Below are 2,403 nucleotides of genomic sequence, written 5' to 3'. Positions count from 1 at the left end.
GGATTTGCTTCGTAGCTCAGGTCGATCGCGGGCATGGCCCGCTCCTACAAAGGAGAAACGGATGGGGAAAGCGTCAGGTATTGGTCAGCTGGCGCAGCTGGCTGTCCAGCAACTTCTGGTAGTTGGGCACCAGGCCGGTCACCTCGGCCCCCCAACTGGTGGTGTGGCACTCCACCCGGCTCAGCAGCGACGCGTCCTCCAGCAACTGTGGGTGCAGGGCCAGGCCGCGGGACTGGCTCAGCAGTTGCTCGCCGGAGAAGTCACAGGACCGGGGCTCCGCGGGCACCACCGCCGCGGCCAGCTGCAGGCCGGCGGCGCGACTGGACTGCTGCAACTCGCGCAACAGCAGGCCGCAGCAGACGGCGCGGAAGGCGGCATCCCCGCCGCTGAAACCCAACCCCAGCTGCGGGCCCGAATGCCGCAGCGGCCGGGCGTCATAGATCCGGCGCAACAGTTGCAGGCGCTGATCCAGGTCGCCCTGCAACTTGTCCAATGCCGTGCGGCTGAGCTGGTTGCCCAGCTGCGCCCAGTTCAGCGGGCGCAGATAGAGCCCCACGGTCACCTCCGGCTCCGGCGCGGGCGCCGGCCTGGCGGGTACCACCGGAAGCGGGCGCCGGGAGGGGAAATTGCCGGCGGCCAGGGCCGCTGCGGCGCTGACCGGCAGCGCGAACACCAGGCTCAGTAACAGGCTGGCCCAGGGAAAGCCCACGCTGCTGCCGGGCACCAGGTTCAGGGTCACACTGCCGGCCAGGCTGTCGTGCAATACCACCGGCGCGCTGACCGTTTCCCCCTGGTGGGTATCGCCGACCTGGGCCAGCGCGTTGGACTCCACGTCCTCCACGGTGACGCCGGTAACCGCCGGCAGTTCCAACAGCTGCCGGGCCAGCAGTTGCATGCTGATGCGGTCTCCGGCGACGATCCGCTCCAGGCTCTGCTGTGCCAGGAAGGCCGCCGCCGCCCGCGCCGCGGCCCTGTCCCTCTCCGCGGCGTCAGCCTTCTGCTGGCCGTAGTAGTGGGCCAGGGCGGCGCTGCAGAAGAGCGCCAGCACCAGCCAGATACCGCCGGCCAGCAACTGCTGCCGGGTGCGGCCGGGCAGGCGGGACAGGAACTCGGGGAGGTTGCTGGCAAACATAGGGAAACCGCGCGGGCATTTATTGAAGTCGAGGATTTTAGCGAATAATGACGCCGGGGCTATAATGCGCGCCTTCTTTTCATCCAGCCGCGGAAACACAGAACTATGGGCGAAGCACCGACGCAACAGGAGTTCCAGCTGTCCCTGGAGCAAATTCGCACAACTGCCGCCGACGGCCCGCTGCACTATCTTGAATACCGGGGCGGCGAGGCCCGGCTGGGCCTGGAGTACAGCGGCCCGCCCCCAATGGAGACAGCTGCCGGCCCCTTGTCCCCCATGCCCGCGAAGCCGGCGGCAGTGACCAGCCCCTGGTGCGCCACCCTGCTCTCCCCCAACGCCACCCTGGAACAACTGCGCCGGCTGCTGGCATTTTTTGCCGAACAGGGCTGGGAAGTGACCGCCGCGGACACCCTGGCGCGCCATCCCGGGTGCACAGTGATCCGCTTCCAATTGCAGGCGGAGCTGGAGTTCGAAACGGCGAAACACGCTTGTTTGGAACAGGCGGAGCGGCTGGGCGCCGACCTGGTGCTGCAGTCCGGCGCCAGCCAGCGGGTACCGGGGCTGGCCGGCTTCGATATGGACTCCACCCTGATCGACGCGGAGGTGATCGACGAACTGGCGAAGATTCTCGGTATCGGCGACCAGGTAGCGGCGATCACCGAGGCGACGATGCGCGGCGAACTGGATTTTAAACAGAGCTTCAGGAAGCGCATGGCCCTGCTAAAGGGTTTTTCTGAGCAGCGCATGGCCGAGATAGCCCCGAGGCTGCCGATCAAGCCGGGGGCCGAGCGGCTGCTCACCGCCCTGCGCGCGCTGGGCTGCAGAACCGCGATTCTCTCCGGCGGCTTCACCTATTTCGCCAATTACCTGCGGGCGAACAAGCTGCCGCTGGACTTCGTGCACACCAACCAGCTGGAGTTCGCCGACGGCAAGCTGACCGGCGACGTGATCGAACCGATTATCGACGGCGCGCGCAAGCGCGAACTGCTGCAGCGGCTGGCCGATGAGCTGAACCTGCCCCTGGAGCGGGTGATCGCCGTGGGCGACGGCGCCAATGATATTCCCATGCTCAAGCTGGGCGCCCTGGGCATCGCCATTCACCCCAAGCCCAAGGTGCGCCGGGAGGCGCCCCAGTCCATCGACAGTTTCGGGCTGGATGTAGCGCTGTACCTGTTCGGCCTGAACGACCGGCAGATAGAGGAGTTGCTGTAGGAGCGGCGGGGCGGCCATCCGCCATGCCCGCGATCGGATTTGCTTCGTAGCTCAGTCCG

Annotated in this window: 2 protein-coding genes; one reads left to right on the top strand and one right to left on the bottom strand. The window is 67.2% G+C overall.

What is annotated here, in order from left to right; genetic code table 11:
• Window positions 1-73: 73 nt before the first annotated feature.
• Window positions 74-1,132: a hypothetical protein gene (locus tag ACRC0P_RS18080; protein WP_438632702.1), complete on the bottom strand. Its 1,059-nt coding sequence runs from the start codon at window positions 1,130-1,132 to the stop codon at window positions 74-76.
• Between the two features lie 105 nt (window positions 1,133-1,237).
• On the opposite strand from ACRC0P_RS18080, the gene serB reads away from it, so the two are divergent.
• Window positions 1,238-2,344: a phosphoserine phosphatase SerB gene (serB, locus tag ACRC0P_RS18075; protein WP_438632701.1), complete on the top strand. Its 1,107-nt coding sequence runs from the start codon at window positions 1,238-1,240 to the stop codon at window positions 2,342-2,344.
• Window positions 2,345-2,403: the final 59 nt, after the last annotated feature.

The organism is Microbulbifer sp. (assembly GCF_051659245.1).
GTDB lineage: Bacteria > Pseudomonadota > Gammaproteobacteria > Pseudomonadales > Cellvibrionaceae > Microbulbifer.
Note: the sequence above shows the minus strand (reverse complement) of the source record. Positions and strands in the feature narration are given on the sequence as shown.

Excerpts from the sequence above, each read along its gene's own strand:
- ACRC0P_RS18080 (WP_438632702.1), bottom strand. The coding sequence starts at position 1,132 with ATGTTTGCCAGCAACCTCCCCGAGTTCCTGTCCCGCCTGCCCGGCCGC.
- serB (WP_438632701.1), top strand. The coding sequence starts at position 1,238 with ATGGGCGAAGCACCGACGCAACAGGAGTTCCAGCTGTCCCTGGAGCAA.